15 protein-coding genes are annotated in these 17,391 nt (G+C 73.1%); 3 read left to right on the forward strand and 12 right to left on the reverse strand.

Features of this window, described 5'->3' with window-relative positions; translation table 11 throughout:
- Window positions 1-14: 14 nt before the first annotated feature.
- Window positions 15-1,130, forward strand: coding sequence for a glycosyltransferase family 2 protein (locus tag ACN28F_RS22860; RefSeq protein WP_421359640.1), 1,116 nt, complete (start codon window positions 15-17; stop codon window positions 1,128-1,130).
- 47 nt (window positions 1,131-1,177) lie between these two features.
- Here the strand turns inward: ACN28F_RS22860 and ACN28F_RS22865 are convergent, their stop codons facing one another.
- Window positions 1,178-2,251 carry a glycosyltransferase gene (locus ACN28F_RS22865; protein WP_289209945.1) on the reverse strand — a complete coding sequence of 358 codons (1,074 nt, stop codon included), beginning with the start codon at window positions 2,249-2,251 and terminating at the stop codon, window positions 1,178-1,180.
- 171 nt (window positions 2,252-2,422) lie between these two features.
- Between ACN28F_RS22865 and ACN28F_RS22870 the strand changes: the two genes are divergently transcribed.
- Window positions 2,423-3,859 (forward strand): hypothetical protein, encoded by a 1,437-nt coding sequence (locus tag ACN28F_RS22870; protein WP_289209946.1) that lies wholly within the window; start codon window positions 2,423-2,425, stop codon window positions 3,857-3,859.
- Between the two features lie 61 nt (window positions 3,860-3,920).
- Here the strand turns inward: ACN28F_RS22870 and ACN28F_RS22875 are convergent, their stop codons facing one another.
- The 8 genes from ACN28F_RS22875 to ACN28F_RS22910 are packed head-to-tail and all read right to left on the reverse strand — an operon-like array spanning window position 3,921 to window position 12,198.
- Window positions 3,921-4,787: a DUF6492 family protein gene (locus ACN28F_RS22875; protein WP_289209947.1), complete on the reverse strand. Its 867-nt coding sequence runs from the start codon at window positions 4,785-4,787 to the stop codon at window positions 3,921-3,923.
- 19 nt (window positions 4,788-4,806) lie between these two features.
- Entirely contained in the window at window positions 4,807-5,832 is a 1,026-nt protein-coding gene (locus ACN28F_RS22880; protein ID WP_289209948.1) for a TolB family protein, read from the reverse strand.
- Window positions 5,832-7,103, reverse strand: a complete 1,272-nt coding sequence (locus ACN28F_RS22885) for an MFS transporter (protein WP_289209949.1) — start codon at window positions 7,101-7,103, stop codon at window positions 5,832-5,834. Before ACN28F_RS22885 ends, ACN28F_RS22880 begins: the two co-directional genes overlap by 1 nt.
- Before the next feature lie 11 nt (window positions 7,104-7,114).
- Window positions 7,115-8,245, reverse strand: a complete 1,131-nt coding sequence (locus tag ACN28F_RS22890) for a DegT/DnrJ/EryC1/StrS family aminotransferase (protein WP_289209950.1) — start codon at window positions 8,243-8,245, stop codon at window positions 7,115-7,117.
- Entirely contained in the window at window positions 8,242-8,937 is a 696-nt protein-coding gene (locus ACN28F_RS22895) for an acetyltransferase (protein ID WP_289209951.1), read from the reverse strand. Before ACN28F_RS22895 ends, ACN28F_RS22890 begins: the two co-directional genes overlap by 4 nt.
- Window positions 8,934-10,082, reverse strand: a complete 1,149-nt coding sequence (locus ACN28F_RS22900) for a DegT/DnrJ/EryC1/StrS family aminotransferase (RefSeq protein ID WP_289209952.1) — start codon at window positions 10,080-10,082, stop codon at window positions 8,934-8,936. The genes ACN28F_RS22895 and ACN28F_RS22900 overlap by 4 nt, the downstream gene beginning before the upstream one ends.
- Window positions 10,079-11,128, reverse strand: coding sequence for an SDR family NAD(P)-dependent oxidoreductase (locus ACN28F_RS22905; protein WP_421359643.1), 1,050 nt, complete (start codon window positions 11,126-11,128; stop codon window positions 10,079-10,081). The genes ACN28F_RS22900 and ACN28F_RS22905 overlap by 4 nt, the downstream gene beginning before the upstream one ends.
- Window positions 11,125-12,198, reverse strand: coding sequence for a Gfo/Idh/MocA family protein (locus tag ACN28F_RS22910; RefSeq protein ID WP_421359644.1), 1,074 nt, complete (start codon window positions 12,196-12,198; stop codon window positions 11,125-11,127). Before ACN28F_RS22910 ends, ACN28F_RS22905 begins: the two co-directional genes overlap by 4 nt.
- A gap of 379 nt (window positions 12,199-12,577) precedes the next feature.
- Between ACN28F_RS22910 and ACN28F_RS22915 the strand changes: the two genes are divergently transcribed.
- Window positions 12,578-13,225: an acyltransferase gene (locus tag ACN28F_RS22915; protein WP_421359646.1), complete on the forward strand. Its 648-nt coding sequence runs from the start codon at window positions 12,578-12,580 to the stop codon at window positions 13,223-13,225.
- A 29-nt stretch (window positions 13,226-13,254) separates the two neighbouring features.
- Here the strand turns inward: ACN28F_RS22915 and ACN28F_RS22920 are convergent, their stop codons facing one another.
- The 3 genes from ACN28F_RS22920 to ACN28F_RS22930 all read right to left on the reverse strand — a co-directional run bounded on the left by ACN28F_RS22920 (window position 13,255) and on the right by ACN28F_RS22930 (window position 17,277).
- On the reverse strand, window positions 13,255-13,962 hold the full coding sequence (locus tag ACN28F_RS22920) for a hypothetical protein (protein WP_421359648.1): 708 nt from the start codon (window positions 13,960-13,962) through the stop codon (window positions 13,255-13,257).
- 50 nt (window positions 13,963-14,012) lie between these two features.
- On the reverse strand, window positions 14,013-15,794 hold the full coding sequence (locus ACN28F_RS22925; RefSeq protein ID WP_289209957.1) for a hypothetical protein: 1,782 nt from the start codon (window positions 15,792-15,794) through the stop codon (window positions 14,013-14,015).
- 235 nt (window positions 15,795-16,029) lie between these two features.
- A complete protein-coding gene (locus tag ACN28F_RS22930; protein ID WP_289209958.1) occupies window positions 16,030-17,277 on the reverse strand; it encodes a DivIVA domain-containing protein in 1,248 nt (415 codons plus the stop codon).
- Window positions 17,278-17,391 lie beyond the last annotated feature (114 nt).

Here is a 17,391-nt window from a genome sequence, read left to right on the forward strand (position 1 = left end):
CGAAAGAGGTTGACGTGCCTGTGCCAGCCCACCGCCCGCTGCTGCCCCGTACCCGGGTGCCGGCCCCGGTCCCGGCCGGTGATCCGACCCGCCTCGCGCGGGTGTCCGTGATCATCCCGAGCTACAACTACGGGCGGTTCCTGCCGTCCAGCGTCGGCAGCGCCCTCACCCAGGCCGGTGTCGAGACCGAGGTCGTCGTCGTCGACGACCGCTCCACCGACGACACCCGCCAGGTGCTGGCGGCGCTGGCCGTCGACGAGCCACGGCTGGTCGTCGTGCACAACGAGACCAACCATGGGCCCTGCGTCGCGTTCAACGACGGGCTGGCCGTGGCGACGGGCGAGTTCGTCGTGCGGCTCGACGCCGACGACCTGCTGACCCCGGGGGCGCTGCACCGCGCGGTGCGGTTGTTCGACGAGTTTCCCGAGGTGGGCCTGGTGTACGGCCACCCGGTGCACTTCCACGGGGAGGTGCCGACCGCCTTCCGGGCCGAGCCGACCGGCTGGACGATCTGGTCCGGCGAGGACTGGATCGCGCAACGGTGCCGGCTGGGCGTCAACTGCATCACCACCCCGGAGGCGATGGTCCGGGCCAGCGTCTACGCCGAGGTCGGTCCGTGGGACAGCCGGATGCGCTACGCCTGCGACATGGAAGCCTGGATGCGCGCGGCGGCGGTCTCCGACGTCGGGCACCTCGACGGCGCCGACCAGGCCTGGCACCGGGAGCACGCGGCCAGTGTCAGCGTCACCGACGCCTCCGGTCGGCGGACCGACCTGATCGAGCGGCGGACCGCCTTCGACGTGCTTTTCGACGGACCCGGCGGAAAGCTGCCCCGGGCCGGGCAACTGCACGACCTGGCCCGCCGGGCGTTGGCCACCGAGGCCCTCGAATCGGCCTGCCACGCCTACGACCGGCGGCTGACCGACCGTGAACCGGTCGAGTGGTACGTGGAGTTCGCCCTGGCGACGTACCCGCAGGCGCAGCAGTTGCCGCACTGGCGTGGCCTGCAGCGACGGCGTGCGGTCGGGCCCCGGTTCGCGCCGCTGGTGCCGGGCTTCGCCGCCAGCGTGGTCCGCCGTCGGCTGCGTAACGACGCCCGGTACCGCACCTGGAGCCGGCACGGCGTCTGAGGGCCGGCGGCTGCGCGCGAGTGGTCAGCCGGCGGCCCGGGGGTGGGTCAGCCGGCGGCCAGCAGCGGCTGGTAGAAGGCGGTGAGATCGTCGCGGAGCCCACTGACCGTGTAGCGGTCCCGGATCGCCGACGAGGCGGCCGCGGCCCGCTTGGCGAGCATCTCGGGTTCGTCTGCCCAGGTGGCGCAGGCCTGCTCCACGGCGCGGGCGAAGGCCAGCAGATCGCCGTCGGGTACCGGCGCGCAGTGGGCCGGGTCGAAGAACTCCCGACCGGCCAGGCCCGGGTAGCCGACCACGTACGCGCCGCAGGACATGGCCTCGGCCGGCGGCATGCCGAACCCTTCACGGTCGCTGAAGCTCAGGAACAGGGCACAGTCGCGCATGATCTGCGCGGTCTGCTCCTCGGTCCGCCCGGCGATCAGCGTGAGCTCCCAACCGTCCAGCACGTTGCGCGACCGCAGGATGTGCAGCAGTTGGTCGCGTTCGTCGGCCCGGCGGTGCCCGACGTAGGCGATGCGTCGCCGCCGGGGCCAGTCGCCGGGGGCGAACACGTCGGGGTCGACGACGTTGCGGGTCAGCCGTACCGGGATGTCGGGGAAGGCGTAGCTGAGCAGATCGACGTTGTCCTGCGAGACGGCCAGCAGCGCGGTCATGCCGGGCAGCCCGGCGTACGGTGCCCCGGGGCCGGAATCGGCGTACGGAACATGGTCGAAGGTGTCGTAGGCCCGCTGGTTGAAGACCACCACGCGCGGCCCGCGCGGCATCGCGGCCAGCCCGGGGCCGTACCACTCGGGCACCACGAGTATGTCGGCCGGGCCGAGGGTGGCGGCCGCTGCCGCGATCACCGGCGTGCGGTTGGCGAACCAGGTGCAGCGGAACCCGGGTTCCTTGTGCATGACGTAGGCCGGGACGCCCAGCTCGGTGAGCAGGTCCACGTGCCGGTAGATGACCCGTACCCCGCCGCTGGGCCGGGGGTTGTCCGGGGCGAGGTAGTAGACCGTCGGCGTACCGGCGCTGCTGGTGGTGGTCCGGAAGGCGGGCACCTGTCGGCGGTTCAACTCCGCGGCGGCGAGGCGGGTCCGGACGAAGCCTTTGGTCTGGCCCGCGAGACGGTCGATCACGTGAGGCTCCGCACAGCGGGGAAACGATTACGGCAGTGATCGTACCTGGGCTGCAATCATGGCTTCGACTACTGTCCCGGACATTGGTCAACTGAACACGGACCGTAATGGACAATGCGGACGGTCGTGGCGGTGGGCGGTTGTTGGCATCGAGTGCTCCGCTCACTGTGGTTGTCCGACTACGTACCGTTCGAGAGGTTGTTCATGGTCGTCGCCCCCGGAACCCGCCGGCCGCGCCGCCGGGGGACCCTGATCGTCGCCGCGGCCATCGTCGGTGCGCTCGTCGTTGCCGGCACCGCCTGGCTGATCGGCACCTTGACGCGGGGTCCGGTCGCCGCCGGGATCGCGCCGGGCACCGTCGCCACCGCCGGTGGCGCGGGAGCGACGCTGCGCCCGGTCGACGGCGGCCCGGACTTCTACTCCCGGTTCTCCCCGTCGCTGCCCAGCGACCCCGGGTTCTTCCCGATCGGCGTCTGGCTGGAGAGCGTCACCGACCCGGCGGACACCGCCAAGGACATCGAGATCGGCCTCAACACGTACGTCGAACTGACCGCGACCACGAACCTCGACCTGGTCCGCGCCGCCGGGATGCACACCGTCACCAGCCCGATCGGTGAGCACGGCGACGAGACCGGTGGCTGGCTCATCTCCGACGAGGTCGACATGTGGGCCGGGCCGGGCGACGACCCGTGGACCGGCAACTTCCCCGGGCAGGGCGACATCTGCCAACCCGCCGACGGCGAGTGCGGCTACACCGTGCAGCGGGACATCCTCGCCCGGCTGCCCGCCGACGACCGGCTCCGGATGGCCAACTACGGCAAGGGAATCGCGTTCTGGCAGAGCGACGCCGACGCCGCCCGCTTCGTCAACGAGTTCGCCGACGTCGTCTCCGTCGACACCTACTGGTTCACCGACCGAGGCATCTGCGGTCACAGCGAGGGCGGCCGGTTCTTCGACCCCGACCAACTGACCACCGTCGACGGTGCCGAGCGGCTGCCGGCCGAGCTGTGCCACCGGGCCGCCAACTACGGCCGCACCGTCGACCGGGTCCGTTCGCTGGTCTCCCCGCCCGGCAGCCGACCGGTCTGGAGCTTCGTCGAGGTCGGGCGCCCCTTCAACGAGGAGCACTACCCGACGATCACCCCCGAGGAGGTCGTCGCGGCGGTCTGGAGCAGCATCATCCACGGCGCCCGTGGCATCGTCTACTTCAACCACAGCTTCAGCGGCCCCTGCCAGAGTCAGCACGCCCTGCGGGAGCCCTGCTACGCCCCGGTGCGGTCGGCCGTCGCGGCGGTCAACGCCCGGATCACCGGACTCGCGCCGGTGCTCAACGCGCCGTACGCCGACGGGGTGGCCAGCGTCTCCGCCGGCGTCGACCTCGCCACCAAGTGGTACGACGGCCACTACTACCTGCTGGCGGGCTCGGCCGGTGGCAGCGTCGCCGAGGCGACGTTCCAACTGCCGTGCGTGGGTGACGCCCGGATCACCGTCCTCGACGAGGACCGCACCCTGCTCGCCGACGACGGCCGGTTCACCGACTCGTTCATCGACGGCAACGCCGTACACATCTACCGGGTCGACGGCGGTTCCAGCTGCGGCGCGTACTGACCGTCGGCCCCAGCCGGTCGGGTCAGCCGGTCGGGTCAGCCGGTCAGCGCGGCCGGTCGGCTCAGCCGGTCAGCGCGGCGATTGCGGCGCGGCGCACCGCCAGCGGCGTCCGCGACTTCGCCGAGATCATCACGGCCACGTCGGCCGGGTCGATCCCGGCCACGAACCGGGCCACCGACGCCTCGTCGAGCGGCACCTCGTCCCAGTACGCGTGGCAGCGGGTGTCGGTAGCGGCGAATCCGGTCGCGGCCCGGCCGCCGAGCACCTCGTCGACGTAGACGCCGTACAGCGTCCACTCGGAGAAGTGCAGCTGAGCGCCGACGGCATCGGCCCACTGCCGGCCGGTGGCCGACTCGATCCGGTGCAGCAACCCGCGGACGACCGCCGGATCCCAGGCCAGCAGCGACGACACGTAGTCCGGGTAGGGCGGTGGTTGTGCCGGTAGCCCCAGCAGCTCACGGGCCACCTCGTGCCACCGGACGTGCCGCGGCAGCCGTTGGTCGACCTCACCGGGTTTTCGGTAGAACCGCACCACGTCGTCACGCCGGAACGTCGTCGCGTCGAACGGCCGGACGAATTCGATGTCCGAGTCGACCAGCACCACGACGTCCGCCGGGATCCGGGCCGAGGCCGACAGTTTGATCATCTGCTGCAGGATCCAGCCGCGCAGCGGTGGGAACGGCCGACGCAGGTTCACCGAGTACTTCGTTCCCGGCACCGACCGGACCGCCGACGGCAGGAACTCCGCCTCGTCGTGCAACACCGTACGGTCGCCCCGCAGCGCACCGAAGCGCGGCAGGTCCGCCCGGGGCACGACGATGTGGTGGCGTACCGAGTCGGGGGAGTGGGCCAGCACCGAACGGTGCAGCGCGGCACACAGGTCGAAGTCCGGGCCGAAGCTCGGAGTGACCACGGCAAGCTCGGTCAAGATGGTCTCCTTCGTCGTGTCACCGGACCACCGCCGGGGACCAGGCGTCGTGCACCAGCACCTGCGGCGAGCCCGAGCCGTCGGCCGGAACCCGCCACACGTCACTGGTCGCCGCGCCAGCGCCACCGCTGCGCGGCAGGCCGTAGACGACCTGGTCGTCGTCGAGCCACTCGACCTGGTCGTCGACGCTGCGGGTCTCGGCCAGCACCGTCTCCGCGCCGGTCGCCAGGTCGTACACGGCCAGCTGCCACTGGCCCGGCGGCAGGTCGCCGCGCTTCTTGAACGCCACCCGGGTGCCGTCGGGCGACAGCGACGGGCATTCTGCGTCGGCGCGCAGCGCGTCCACCCGGCGGCCGCTGGCACTGCCCTCGACCAGCCAGGTCGTGCCACCCGAGGCGGCGGTGGCGTAGAACCGGTCGTCGTCGGCGAAGGTGACGCCCCACAGGTTCTTGTCGATCGCGGTGACCAGTTCGCCGTCGACGTAGAGCGGGAACTGCTCGATGTCGCCGACCACCGCGCCGCCGGTGCGGCTGATCACCGTACGGGTGGAGAACTCGCCCGGGTTGGCGTAGGAGTCACCGGCGACGAACGACGTGGTGGCGGCGAGGGTGCCGGCCCGCGACAGTCGGGCCCGCGACGGGATGCCGGTGAACGGCAGATCCTGCGTCGGGGCGAACTCGGCGTCGAGCAACTGTGCCCGGTAGACGGTGAGCAGTCCGCGTTCGGCGGACAGGCAGATCGACTGGGTGCGGGTCGCGTACACCCGCTCGCAGGATCGGCCGGTCAACGCCCGCGGCCCGTCCGGGTCGCTCAACGGGGTCACCGCGACCTCGCCGTAGCCGTCACCCAGCGCCGTGGAGCGGAACACCAGATGCGGCTGGTCCCGGACCGCCGCCAGGTCCGTCCGCACCGGCACCGGGGTGGCCTGCGCCTGTACCCGGGCCTGTGCCTGCCGGACCTGCCAGACGTAGCCGCCGGCGCCGGCCGCCGCCAGCAGCACGACGGCGACGAGGATCGCCAGCCGGGTCCGCAGCCCCATCCCCATCAGGACCCACCCACCGGTACGGCGTCGCCGGCCGCCGGCGCCCGGTCCACGCCGCGCAGCAGCCAACCGGCGGCCGGGATGGCGACGGTCAACGCCGCCGCGAAGACCAGCACCGCCGTACCCGGCCCGGCGGCCGACCAGAGCAGCCCGAAGGCGACCGAGGCGGCGAACCGGGTCAGCACCACCACCGTCTGCGCGGCGGCGATCCCGCTGCCCCGCGCCTGGGCCGGCATCAGCTTGGCGACCAGCGCCGCCAGCACCCCGTCGGTGGCCGCGTAGAAGACCCCGAGCAGCAGCAGGACGGCGACGGTCAGCCCGACACCGCCGGCCGGCGCGGCGGCCAGCAGGTAGCAGGCGAGCAGCGCGCCGTGCCCGGCGACCATCACCTTCGCCCGGCCCACCCGGTCGGCCAGCCGTCCCATCGGCACCGCCAGCAGCAGGTACGCCACGTTGGTGCCGACGAACAGCAGCGGGAAGTACAACGCGGCGAACTCGTCGCGGTCCTGCAACGTCAGGTAGAGAAACCCGTCGCCGACGGTAACCAACCCGAGAAGTCCGGCGGCGAGCAGCGGCCGACGCAGCCGGGCCCCGGTCACCTCGGCCACCATCCGCCGTACGCCGAGCCGTGCCGTCCCGGCGGCCGTGGCCAGGTTCGGCACGAACAGCACCAGGACCGCCACACCCACCAGCGCGAACGCGAACGACACCCCGAACACCGAGTCGTAGCTGCCCGGCACCGCGGCGAGCAGGGCGAACGCGACCAGCGGGCCGAGCGCGGCGCCGAAGGTGTCCAACGCCCGGTGGACGCCGAACGCCCGGCCCAGCGCCGCCGGGTCCGACGACGCGGCGATCAGCGCGTCCCGGGGCGCGGTCCGCAGCCCCTTGCCGAGCCGGTCCATGGTGATCACCGCGGTGATCGCGGCGAAGCCCTGCGCCGGCAGCATCGCGATCCGGCTCAGCGCCGACGCCACGTACCCGGCCACCGCCACCCACTTGGGCCGCCCACCCCGGTCCCCGGCGTACCCGCCGGCGATCCGGACCAGGGCACTGACCCCCTGGTAGACGCCGTCGAGGAAGCCGTACGCCACCGGGCTGAGCCCGACCACCACCGTCAGGTACAGCGGCAGCACCGAGGCGACCATCTCCGAGGAGACGTCGGTGAGCAGGCTGACCGTGCCGAGCAGCAGTACGGTGCCGGACACCCGCCGACGGACCTGGCGACCCGGGGTGTGTTCGTCCGCGCCGGGACGGTCGCGCAGGGTGACATACACGGCCGTACCGCTCAGGCTGCCAGCGCGGCGGCCAGCACCTCGACGACGCGGTCCTGCTGCGCCGTGGTCAGCTGCGGGTAGATCGGCAGCGACAGCAGCTGCGGGGCGGTCGACTCGGCGTGCGGGAACGACCCGGCCGGGTAGCCGAGGTCGGCGAAGGCCGGCGTCAGGTGCACCGGCACCGGGTAGTGGATGGCGGCACCGATCCCGGCCGCGTTCAACGCGGCCAGGACCGCGTCGCGACGCTGCGCCCCACCGGGCACCCGGACGCAGTAGATGTGCCAGACGTGCACGTTGCCGGCCAGCGTCACCGGGCGGACCACGTCGAGGTCGGCCAGCAGCGTGTCGTAGCGGGCGGCGATCGCCCGACGCCGGTCGTTGCCGCTGGCCAGCCGGGCCAGCTTGGCCCGCAGCACCACCGCCTGCAGCCCGTCGAGGCGGCTGTTGAAGCCGACCACCTCGTGGACGTACTTGCGGACACTGCCGTGCGCCGACATCCGCCGTACGTCGGCGGCGAGCCCGGCGTCGGCGGTGACCACCGCCCCGGCGTCGCCGTACGCGCCGAGGTTCTTGCCCGGGTAGAAGCTGGTGGCGGCGATCCCGTCGGCACCGGCGCCGACGCCGTGGCGGGTGGCGCCCTGGCACTGCGCGGCGTCCTCGACGATCGCGATCTCCTGCCCGGCGGCGGACCCGCCGGCGAGCCCGGCCCGCAGCCGGGGCACGTCGGCGAGCTGGCCGTACAGGTGCACCGGGGCGATCGCCCGGGTCGCCGGGGTGACCGCGGCCAGCGCGGCGTCCACGTCGATCAGGTACGTCGCCGGGTCGCAGTCGACCAGCACCACCCGGGCACCGGCCCGGGCGACGGCCTCGGCGGTGGCGATGAACGTGTTGGCCGGCAGGATCACCTCGCTGCCCGGCCCGACCCCGACCGCCCGCAGGGCCAGCTCCAGCGCGTCGGTGCCGTTGGCCACGCCGACACAGTGCGGTACGCCGCTGAACGCGGCGTACTCGGCCTCGAAGGCGGCGACCTCGGCACCGCCGATGAACGCGGTGCCGGCGATGACCCGTTTGAAACCGGCGTCGACCTCCTCGGCCACTTCGGCGTGGGCGGCGGCCAGGTCGACGAGGGGGATGCTGCTCACGCGGGACTCCTCAACTGGGACTCGTTCGTTCGGTCGGCCGGGCCGTGGGCCAGGCGCAGGAACCGGGCCGGCGCGCCGACCCAGACCTCACCGGTAGGCACGTCGCGCAGCACCACCGCGCCCATGCCCAGCTGTGACCAGGCACCGACGGTGACACCGTCGCGCAGCAGCGCGCCGGCCCCGACGTAGACGCCGTCGCCGAGGCGGACCCCGCCGCCGAGGCGCACCCCGGAGGCGATCGTGGCGTACGACCCGATCAGGTTGTCGTGGGTCAGCACCACCTGCGGCATCACCGCGACGTGCGCGCCGACGGCGACGTCGGCGGTCAGGTCCACCCCGGCCAGCAGCACGCTGCCCGGCCCGACGGTGCAGCCGACGCCGACCCGGGCCGCAGGGTGCACGATGGTGGCGTACCGCTGCTGCGCCAGGCCGAACCGGTCGACCAGCCGCTGCCGGGACCGGTAGTCGCGGGGGTTGCCGACGCAGACCACCACGGCCGCGTCGGTCAGCTCGGCGACCAGGTCGGTGCCGCCGATCACCGGGACGTCGACCCGCCGGGTGCCGTGCAGCGCCGGGTCGTCGTCGAGGAAGCCGCGCAGCCGCCAGGTCGGCGTCACCGCGTTGACCGCCGCGACGGCGGCGGCGGTCTCCCGGGCGAAACCGCCGGCACCGACGATCAGCAGGTCCCTCATCGGCCGGCCAGTTTGCGCAGCACCGCGACGATGTGGTCCTGGTCGGCCTCGGTGAGCGCGTGGTGCAGCGGCAGGATCAGCGAGTCGCGGGTCAGCCGCTCGGTCACCGGCAGCGGGGCCGGGGTGACGTGGGCGTACGCCGGCTCCAGGTGGGCGGCCATGATGCCGCGCCGCGCGGAGACCCCGGCGTCGGCCAACCCGGCCAGTACGTCGTCGCGGGTCACCCCGTACGCCGGGTCGATGCGCACCCAGAACGACTGGTAGCTGGTCTCGCCGTACGCCGGGTCGACCACCGGCACCAGCCCGTCGATGTCGGCCAGCAGCGCGTGGTAGCGGGCGGCCAGCGCCCGGCGGCCGGCGATCAGACCGGGCAGCCGGCCCACCTGGACCAGGCCGACGGCGGCCTGGATGTCGGTCATCCGGTAGTTGAACGCCGGCTCCAGGTACGCCTCCAGCACCGGTTGGGCGCTGGCGTGCCGGTCGGCGGCGGAGACGTTCATGCCGTGTTCGCGCAGCCGGCGCAGCCGGACGGCGCCGTCGGCGTCGTCCAGCGTCAGCATGCCGCCCTCCCCGGTGGTGATCACCTTGCGCGGATGGAACGACCAGGCCGAGATCGCCGCGCCGGCACCCACCGGCTGCCCGTACGCGCGGGAACCGGCCGCGCAGGCGGCGTCCTCGATCAGCGGTACGCCCCAGCCGGCGGCCGCCGTGCGCAGCGCGACCGTGTCGAACGGCACGCCGCCCTGGTGGACCGCGATCACCGCCCGGGTACGCGGCGTGCGGACCGCCTCGACCGTCTCCACGGTCAGGTTCCCGGTGGCCAGGTCGACGTCGGCGAAGACCGGCTCGGCACCGGCGTGGCGGACCGCGTTGGCGGTCGCGATGAACGACAGCGACGGCACGACGACCTCGTCGCCGGGGCCGACGCCGTGCAGCACCAGCGCCAGGTGCAGCGCGGTGGTGCAGGAGCTGACCGCGACCCCGTGGTCGGCACCGACGGCGGCGGCGAACTCGCGTTCGAACTGCGCCACCCGGGGGCCCTGGGCCACCCAGCCGGAGCGGATCGCCGCGGCGGCGGCCTGCTCCTCCTCCTCGCCGAGCATCGGCAGCATGACCTGGATGCGGCGCGGACTGGTTTCGCTCATACCGGCTGGCTCCAGTTCTTCGTCTGCATCCGCTCCAGCGCGCCGGGCTGCTCACGCAGCAGCCGCTGGAAGTACTCGAGGGTGTGGCCGATCCCCTCGGCCAGCGACACCCGGGGCGCGAAGTCGATGGTCTTGCGCAGCTTCGAGGTGTCCACCCACAGCCGGGGCACGTCGGCCGGGCGCGGTGCCTCGAAGACCGGTTGCAGGTCGGTACGGCCGACCGCCTCCAGCACCGTGCGGGCCAGCAGCCCGATGGTCAGCTCCTCGCCGTACCCGAGGTTGACGACCTCGCCGACCAGCTCGGTCGACTCGGCGACCCGGGCCAGCGTCTCGACGCAGTCCTTCACATAGAGGAAGTCCCGGGTGACGCCGCCGTCGCCGAAGACCACCGGTGGCTGCCCGGCCAGCGCCCGCAGGATGAACCGGGGGATCACCTCACCGGAGTCGCCCTCGAAGTGCGAACGCGGCCCGTAGTTGTTGAACGGCCGGACGCAGACCACCGGCAGGCCCCAACACTCCAGGTACGAGCGGGCGTAGTGCTCACCGGCGAGCTTGCTGCTGCCGTAGACGGTCAACGGCCACGGGGTGGTCTCCTCGGTGATCGGGAACTCCAGCGCCCGGCCGTAGATCTCCGAGGTCGACACGTACAGCAGCCGGGACACCTGGGCGGCCCGCGCCGCCTCCAGCACGTTGAGCGTGCCGAGGGCGTTGACCTGGTGGTTCTCCACCGGGCTGTGCAGCGAGTGGCGTACCCCGAGACAGGCCAGGTGGAACACCACGTCGACGCCGGTCATCGCGTCGACGCAGGTCCGCGGGTCGCAGATGTCGCCCTCGATCACCCGCATCGACTCCGCGCCGGGGAACGCCAGGTTCTCCCGGGTGCCGTTGCGGAAGTTGTCCAGCACCACGACCTGCGCCCCGAGCGAGACGAGATGCTCGGCCAGGTGCGAGCCGATGAAGCCGGCACCACCGGTCACCAGGACGGTGGCGTTGGCCAGGTCCACGGCCGGGGCGGTGCCTGCGGCGGGGGAGGATGCGACGGTCATGCGGCGGACTCCTCGTCCAGCGGGATCATCGTGCCGCCGGCGGCGAGGCTGCGGGTGGCGGCTTCCAGGATGGCCAGCACCCGCAGGCCGGAGCGGCCGTCGGTGAGGGCGGGGGTGCCGGTACGGATGGCGCGGGCGTACTCCTCGACCATCGTGCGCAGCGCCTCCCGTTCGGTCAGCGCCGGGGCGACCATGTCGCCGGAGCGGTACGACACCAGCATGTCGCGGCGTGCCTCGGAGCCGAGCTCGTCGGAGGTGGCGACGTCGACGCCCCGGTCGAACAGGGCCAGCCGCTGGCCCGGGTTCAGGTCGTCCCAGACCAGGGTGCGCTTGGACCCGCCGACGATCGTCGTTCGGATCTTGACCGGGGAGAGCCAGTTGACGTGCACGTGGGCGATGGCGTCGGTGCTCAGCCGCAGCGTGAGGTACGCCACGCAGGCCCGGCCGGCGCCGATGCCGTCGGCGCCGTGCGCCGCGACCGCCACCGGGCGTACCCCCGGCGGCAGGATGAAGTCGAGGATCGACAGGTCGTGCGGGGCGAGGTCCCAGATCACGTCGATGTCGCGCTGCACCAGGCCCAGGTTGATCCGTACCGAGTCGAGGTAGTGCAGCTCACCCAGCTCACCGGCGTGCAGCATCTCGCGGATCCGCAGCACCGCCGGGGTGTAGCAGTAGGTGTGGTCGCACATCAGCGTCAGACCACGCCGCTCGGCCTCGGCGACCAGGGTGGCGCCGTCGGCGTGGTTGGCGGCGAGCGGCTTCTCGACCAGCACGTGCTTGCCGGCCCGCAGCGCGGCGGACGCGACGTCGAGGTGGGTGCCGGCGGGGGTGGCGATCGCCACGGCCTGCACCGTGTCGTCGGCGAGCACCTGCGCCAGGTCGTCGGTCGCGCCGATCGTGGAGTAGTCGCCGAGCACCGTACGGGCCCGGCCGAGATCGAGGTCACAGAGCCAGCGCAGCCGGAACGCCGGGCTGGACATGAAGTTGCGGACCAGGTTGGGGCCCCAGTAGCCGGCGCCGATGACGGCTACGCCGATGGGCTCGTCCGGCGTGGCAGGCGGATGAGTCACGGATGTCCATTTCGTCGGGGGGCGTGTGACCCGGACACGGCCGGGAGACCCGGGCCACCGAAGGGCGTGTGCGCAGCCCACCGGCCGGCCCGGCGGAGAGGGTCCGTCGGCGAAGCTACCGAGCGTTGCCGTCCCGACGCTAGCGCTGTGACGTAAACCCGGCACAACCGCGAGGCCACGAGGTACCTTCGGTGACCCGGGCCCGCCTGTCGGCCAGTGCCGGCCCGGAGAGTCGGCCGCCTCGTGCTCGGATCCTCGGGCCGTGCCGGGGTGCCGGGTCAGCTTCCCGACATCGGTGCCGGCGGCGAGCGCCTACCGTGTGCGCCGCACCTCCGGCAGCTCTGACACACTGCCCGGTGACCAGGGAGGATCACTGCTGATGGCCGCCACCACACCAGACCGGGGCACCGCCGCCGACGCCGGCTCCGGGCCACACCCGGGCGTCACTGTCGCCGGTTCCGCCGACGTGGCCGACGCGGCACGCATCGGCGCCGGCACCCGCGTCTGGCACCTGGCCCAGGTCCGCGAGGACGCCACGGTCGGCCGTGACTGCATCATCGGCCGAGGGGCGTACGTCGGGCCGGGGGCCCGCCTGGGCGACAACGTGAAACTGCAGAACTACGCCCTGGTGTACGAGCCGGCGCAGCTTGACGACGGGGTGTTCGTCGGCCCGGCGGCGGTGCTCACCAACGACGAGTACCCCCGCGCCGTCACCCCGGACGGACGGCTGAAAACCGGCGACGACTGGACCGCGGTCGGCGTCACCGTCGGCACCGGTGCGGCGATCGGTGCCCGGGCGGTCTGCGTCGCCCCGGTGCGCATCGGCCGCTGGGCGACCGTCGCCGCCGGTGCCGTGGTCACCCGCGACGTACCGGACTTCGCGCTGGTCGTGGGGGTGCCGGCGCGGCGGGTCGGCTGGGTCGGGCGGGCCGGCGTACCGCTGGTCGCCGACGGTGCCGGCCGGTTCGTCTGCCCTCGGACCGGGCAGCGCTACGTCGAGCACGACGGGCTGCTCACCGAGGAGTGACCTCGGCCCGCCGCACCCGGACGGCGTCGTCAAGCTCCGTGGGTGCCGAGGGCGTCGAACTCCTCCCACGGCAGGTCGAGCGGGCGAAGCCGGTCCAACGCCGGCCGGTGGCGGGCACCGACGAACACGTGGTGGTCGCCGTCGGAGTCGGCGGCCGCCACGGCGACCACCAGACCGGGCCCGGCGTGGAGGCTGACCGGGCCGCCGCGCCAACCGGCCGGGGCGAGTGGCACCGTACGCAGCGCCGAGGTCAACCGGTGAAGCGCGGTCGGTCCGAGCCAGCCGAACCCGCCGACCGGTGCGCCGACCGCCGCCTCCGAGAGCACGAACTGCAGCAGTACGCCGCTCAGCGGCTCGGCCTCGTCGACTGCCGTACGTCCGTCGTCGCACCGCACCGGTGGGTCGACCGGCCCTGGCCGGTATCGCAGGGTGAACGCGCCCTGGTTCTCGTCGGCGAAGCCCACCCAGCCGTCGGCGTCCGGGACCAGCCGGTCGACCGGCCGGATGGCGTTCTGCACCCCGTACACGACCGCCCGCCCGGCGGCGGCCCGGTAGAACTGGCGCAACGGCGGCGGTACGGCGACGTCGCCCCGATCGGCGTCACCGGTGGCGGTCGGGTGAGCCGGCACGTCGGCGTACCAGCCCGCGACGAAGTCGCGCAGTGCGGCGACCCGGTCGGTCGCCACCAGCGTGACCCACTGCGTCGCGGTCGGCTCCGGGTCGTCGACGGGCGGCACCGCAGGATCATAGGCAGTCCGGACCACAGGAAGTCCGGTGGCCGGCCGGGTCAGGCGTGGGTACGGCGTTCCGGTTCGCTGGCACCTGCCGCGACCTTCTCGGCGGTCTGCTCGACCGACACGGCCTCGGCCGGCACCGCGTCGACCGGCAGCGCGTCCTCCAGCACGGTCTCCTCCTGCACAGGCTCCTTCGGCACGGTCTCCTCCTCGTCCTGACGCATCCCGGCGAGCCGTTGCTGTTCGGCGGCCAGCTCGGCCTGGACCGCGGTGAGCGTCCGGCGGGCCTCGTCGGACTCCTGCCGGGTCACCACCATCTGGTGCCGCAGGTCGGCCAACGCCTGCTGGGCCTCGGCGACCTCCTGCAGCACCTCGGTCAACTGCTGGCCAGCGGCGACCACCTCACGCTGCGCCGACGCCACCTGCTGCTGGCTGCTGGCCAGCTGCCGTTGGGCGATCGCCGCGTGCTCCTCGGAGAGTCGCCGGACGCTGGCCGCGTGCTCGTCGGCGCTGCCCCGGGTGCTCAACGCGTACTCCTCGGCCTGCTGACGGATGGTCACCGCCTGCTCCTCGGCGCGCGAGCGCAGATGCGTGGCGTACTCCTCGGCCTCACCGCGCTGGTTGGCGATGATCTCCTGCGCGGCGGTGCGCCACTGCTCCACCTCCTGCTCGGCGGTGCCGCGCAGCTCACCGATCTCCTGCTCCATCGTGGCGCGCCGCTGGTCGACCTCCTGCTGCACCTCGGCACGCAGCGCGGCCAGTTCCGCTTCGACGGTGTCGCGGCGGGCCGTCACCTCCTGGTCGAGCTCGGAGCGGGTCTGCGCGACCAACGCATCGGTCTCGGCATGGGTACGGGTGACGTACTCGGTCGCCGATTCGACCGCCTCGGCGGCCTCGCGCCGGGCCGCGTCGGCGGCCGCCTCGGCCTCCGTACGGATGCGTTCGGCCTCCTGCCGGGCCGCCGCGACCGCTGCCTCGGCGGCGTCCCGCAGGTTGGTGGCCTCTTCCTGGGCGGCGGTGACCATTCGGCTGGCTTCCATCCGCGCCTGGGTGACCAGGCGTTCCGCCTCGGCGGTGGCGTCGGCCATCGTCCGGTCGGCGCTCTCCTGGGCGGTGGTGACCGTCGTGTCGGCCTGCTCCTGCGCGGCGGTGACGGTGTCCCGGGCCTGCCGTTGTGCGGCCTTGATCGTCTCGTCGGCCTCCCGTTGCGCCGCGTGGACGGTGTCGGCGGCCTGTTGCCCGGCGGTGGCGACGACACGGTCGGCCTCCTCGCGGGCGGCGGTCAGGCCGGCCTCGGCCGCGACCCGCAGGTTCTCGGCCTCCTCGCGGGCGGCGGCCACGGTCGCCTCGGCCTCGGCGCGGCGGGCGGCGTTGGCCTTCTCCTCCTCGGTCCGCCGGGCGGCGAGGGCCAGCTCGAAGTCGCGGATGGCGGTGTCGGCCTGCTGCCGGGCGTCGGCCAGCACCTGCTCGGCTTCGGCCCGCCGGGCGCTGATCTCCTCGGCTGCGTGGAACCGGATCTCGTCGGCCTGCTCCTCGGCGAGGGTGAGGATGTGTTCGACCCGGGGACCGAGGTGGCGGAACGACACCTGGCCGATGAAGCTCGCCTCGCGGCGTGACTCGGTCAGCTCGGCCTGGAGCTGCTCGATCTGCGCGGCCATGGTGTTCAGCTGCACGTACGCCTGTTCGCGCTCGGCACCCAGGGTGGCAAGTTCGTTCTCGGTCCGGGCGATGTACCTGTTGACCTGGCTTCTGTCGTACCCACGCAGGGCCAGCTCGAAGTCCGGCCCGGACCGGGTGTCGCCGTCGAGCGTGAAGATTTCTTCGCCTTGCGCCATGGCTCCATCCTCACACGCAGCGCCCCGTTGCGCGGCGATACCCACGCTCCTGGAAGGACGCGCGTCACTTCGGAGGAATTGTCAGGTGTGAACGGTTCGTCCGGCGGGTACGCCGGAACGTCGGGCGAACAGCGGACGGGCCGCAGACGTCGGACGGGCCGCGCCGGTGTCCCGGCGCGGCCCGTCCGACCGTCGTGTCGCGTGGTGCGGTGTGCCTCGTGCGGCTGCGGTCTGCTCAGCCTGCCGACTTGGCGTCGACCCGGTCGGCGCTCTCGCCGGCGTCGCCCTTCTTGGCGTCGCCACCGCCCGGCACGCCCGGAACTATGCCGGCCAGGCCGGAGAGCATCTGCCCGAGCTGCGAGGTGACCGCGTCCTTCTGCCGGGTCAGGTCCTCCACCTCGCGGCGGGCCGCCTGAGTGGTCAGCTCGGCCTCGGTACGGGCCTCGGTCAGCTGGCGGTTCGCCTCGGCCCGTGCCTCGCTGAGGGTCTTGTCCGCCAACGCCTTGGCCTTGTCCACGGTCTCCTGGGCGGACCGCTCGGACTCGATGCGGCGTGCCTCGGCCCGCTGCTCGATCTCCTTCGCCCGGTCCTCGGCGGCCCGGGCCCGGCCCTCGGCCTCGGCGACCAGCCGCTGGGTCTGGGCCACCTGGGCGGCGTGCCGCTCGGACTCCTCCCGCTCGGCCTTCTCCCGCCGCTCGGCCAGCTGCAGCTCCAGGGCCTGCAGGTCCTTGTCCCGCTTGTCCCGGGCGTCGGTCAGCAGCTTGGTGGCCTCGGCGCGCTTCTCCTCGGCCTCCCGTGCGGCCTTCGCCCGCAGCTGGGTGATCTCGCGCTCGGCGGTGGCCCGCAGCGTGGCGACCTCGCGCTCCACGGTCGACTTCAGCTCGGCCACCTCGTGGGCGGTGACCGCCCGCAGCTGCTTGGTCTCCCGCTCCGCGTCGGCCCGTAGCGTGTCCGCCTCCCGGCGGGCCTGCACCCTGACCTCGGCCGCCTCCCGCTCGGCCGCGGTCCGTACGCTGCCCGCCTCGCGCTCGGCGCCGGCCTTCATGGCCGCCGCCTCCGCCCGCGCCTTGTCGGTGATCTCCCGCGCCTCCAGCCGCGCGCCGGACAGGATGCCCTCCGACTCCCGCTTCGCCTCACCACGGTGGTCGTTGGCCTGCTCCTCGGCGAGCCGCAGGATCTGCTCGACCCGGGTGCCCAGTCCGGAGAGGGTAGGTCGGTTGTTCTCCTCGAGCTGCTTGTTGGTGTCGGTGAGCTTCTGCTCGAGGGAGTTGAGGCGCTGCTCGGCCTGGCGGAGCCGGCGCTGCGCGTCGTTCATCCGCTGCTCGGCCTCAGCTCGAGCCTGCTCCGACTGGGTGAGGGCGGCTACCAGCCGTTGCAGGTGGTCATCCACCTGGCTGCGGTCATAGCCACGAAGCACGACGGTGAAGTCGTGCGGAGCGCTGGCGTTATCGAAGAACGCAAGGGAGGACTGCTGCTGGGGCATTGAGACATAGTGGCAGACACACCAGGGGGCTTCGCAAGAGCGGACTGCTCGTCACCACGATAGCCGACATGGTCATCTTTCCCTGGCCGTCCGGCGATCGGTGCACAAATTGTA

Source organism: Solwaraspora sp. WMMA2101, from assembly GCF_049179175.1.
Taxonomy (GTDB): Bacteria; Actinomycetota; Actinomycetes; order Mycobacteriales; family Micromonosporaceae; genus Micromonospora_E.